The organism is Evansella vedderi, assembly GCF_030813435.1.
GTDB classification, from domain to species: domain Bacteria; phylum Bacillota; class Bacilli; order Bacillales; family Salisediminibacteriaceae; genus Evansella; species Evansella vedderi.
The window spans coordinates 1-2,574 of record NZ_JAUSUG010000053.1 but is presented as its reverse complement, the minus strand read 5'-3'; the positions used below and the strand labels follow the sequence as shown (position 1 = coordinate 2,574).

Here is a 2,574-nt window from a genome sequence, read left to right as displayed (position 1 = left end):
TTGCATGTATTAGGCACGCCGCCAGCGTTCGTCCTGAGCCAGGATCAAACTCTCCAATAAAGTGTTGAGCTTGATGTTCTGACATCAAAACCAGTCAAACTGGCTAATTTAAAAATTCATTGACGGGATATTTGATCGGTCGTATAAATACGACGTTCATATCCCACTTCACTTGGCTTTTTGTTTAGTTTTCAAAGGTCAAATTTAATTTGTTGTTTTTTTAGCGACAACTCCTCTATTATATCAAGATAACATTTCGTTGTCAACAACTTTTTTTAATTTCGTTCGCTTATGTTATTTTTTAGCGACATTGACTAATATAACATTTAGTCACTCTCACGTCAATATGTTTTTTTATAAATATTGAAGAAGTGTGTGTGACTGTTTTATAGCGACAAAATATAATTTAACATCTTTTATCTTAAATTGCAATACCTTTTTAAAAAAATAATTCTAGATTCATTTTAAAAAGAAGCTCTCCTAAAGTAAAGGATGTCTACAAGGTTTCATGCATACCTTAGAGACACCCTTAATCCTAATTGTATATTAACTTTCTTCTATATACTATCATTAACTTCATACAATCGATGAAATATTTTCTTTCCTTTCGTTTCTACCTTTATTACATCAACATAACCTTTCTGTATTAAATACTCTAGTAGAATACTTAGATCTAAAGAATAATCATTCATTCCTACTTCTTGTTTAATTTCTTCTATTGTCCACGGCTCATTCTTTTCTCTCATTAAATCTAATATATGGGCACTTCCTAATTTCGTCTTCGTCATTAGGCCAAATTCATTCGCTAATAATAGAAGCTCTAATTTCTTCTCTATTGTTTCATTTCCTGTCACTAACTCCGAATAAAGCTTAAATATTTCAGGTTCAATTTGCTTTACTTGCTGCCAGACGGTAACCTCTGGATAAAATCCATGTTCAATAATAGATAAGCGGGCCAGGTGATGGAGAGCATGGACAATCTGGTTATAAGCATCTAAATAATGCCCCTCATAATATAGGGATTTTCCGTCTTTAAAGCGTCGGATCAACTTAGAAAACTCAACCCCCATCCTTACTTTCCTTTCTTCTGGGGGAAATTCTAACATTTGTTGCCGGAAGTTATTCGTATATTCATTTCGGTCAAATATTATCTTCCCATTCATTAACCAGTCAACAATTCTACGGTTGGAACTATTTAATAACCAATCGTGAATTTGTTTCGTACTAACTAAGTGCATGGCAACTTTGTATTCGTTATACGTATAGTGTTTTATTGCCCAAGGTTCCTGCTCTTCAGATACAATTACTAGTAATACAACATCAAAATAGTCTGTGTTCGTATCCATTTTCGATCTACTGTTGACAGATATAATACCTAATGTATGTTTATCGCTGGAGCGGTCTTGGTATAATTGTCTTAAAAAATCATCCATGAGGAATTACCTCCTAAACTAAATTTCACTCACCATTAAGTACTTTCGACATCTCATAAAAATATCCCTTCTTAAATCTACAACCAATCATATTCGTAATAGTTTTTTACATAAAAATTGTGCTATAATTTTTCCTTAGGAGGTTGTTTAAATGGGAATAAAATATTCAAATAAAATTAATAAAATAAGAACATTTGCCTTAGTATTAATTTTCGCAGGGATTATTATTATGTATTTAGGGTTATTCTTTCAACGAACACCACTAGTAATGACACTGTTCATGCTTCTGGGATTCCTTGCGATTATAGCAAGTACGGTTATTTATTTTTGGATAGGAATGCTGTCATCGAAAACAGTCCAGGTCGTTTGTCCATCATGTGGAAAACAAACGAAAATGCTTGGACGAGTGGACGCATGTATGTATTGCAACGAACCATTAACCCTTGATAAGTCCCTCGAAGGAAAAGAATTTAATGAAGAATATAATAATAAGAAGATAAAGGAATAAAAGGTTCCTTTATATATGAAGAAAAAGAAGCTAGAATGTTTTAATTCTAGCTTCTTTCTTTTAATGTTGTTGATGTTTATGGCAAGAAGGGCATAATCCGTAAATTTCCATACGGTGATTTTTTACTTTAAAGTTTGTCACGTGTTCTGCTAAAGTTTCTACCTCATCTAAACCAGGATAGTGAAAATCAACAATCTTTCCACAATCTTCACAGATGACATGATAATGATCAGAAGTATTACTGTCGAATCTGCTGGAAGAGTCACCATAAGTTAATTCTCTAACCAGACCGACTTCTTTAAACACACGCAAGTTATTATATACTGTTGCCACACTCATATTAGGGAATTTCCCCTCCAACGCTTTGTAAATATCGTCAGCAGTCGGGTGACTTTTAGCATTAAATAAAAACTCTAAAATGGCATGTCGTTGCGGAGTCATACGAACTTTTGTGCTTTTTAAAGAATGTAATGCTTCTTGAAGTCGATGGTTTTCCATTTACTCTTCACCTCTTCCAAAAAAACATTCTTACCTTATAATATTTATAATTAGTATACATAATGACATTAAATTTTGTCAACGAAAACACTATTTATAAGTAAGTATATATCTTATGTTTATTAGTAATTCATA

General features: G+C 32.6%; 3 protein-coding genes and 1 rRNA gene. 1 reads left to right on the top strand and 3 read right to left on the bottom strand.

What is annotated here, in order from left to right; genetic code table 11:
* Both J2S74_RS27230 and J2S74_RS27225 read right to left on the bottom strand, forming a co-directional pair.
* A 16S ribosomal RNA gene (locus J2S74_RS27230) occupies positions 1 to 60 on the bottom strand; the annotation flags it as partial.
* Between the two features lie 497 nt (positions 61 to 557).
* A complete protein-coding gene (locus J2S74_RS27225) occupies positions 558 to 1,433 on the bottom strand; it encodes a nucleotidyltransferase-like protein (protein WP_307332897.1) in 876 nt (291 codons plus the stop codon).
* Between the two features lie 151 nt (positions 1,434 to 1,584).
* Between J2S74_RS27225 and J2S74_RS27220 the strand changes: the two genes are divergently transcribed.
* Positions 1,585 to 1,941, top strand: coding sequence for a YgzB family protein (locus J2S74_RS27220; protein ID WP_307332894.1), 357 nt, complete (start codon positions 1,585 to 1,587; stop codon positions 1,939 to 1,941).
* Positions 1,942 to 2,001: 60 nt separating this feature from the next.
* Here the strand turns inward: J2S74_RS27220 and perR are convergent, their stop codons facing one another.
* The gene (gene perR, locus J2S74_RS27215; protein WP_307332891.1) at positions 2,002 to 2,439 is read right to left on the bottom strand and encodes a peroxide-responsive transcriptional repressor PerR; all 438 of its coding nucleotides are present in this window, start codon (positions 2,437 to 2,439) and stop codon (positions 2,002 to 2,004) included.
* Positions 2,440 to 2,574: the final 135 nt, after the last annotated feature.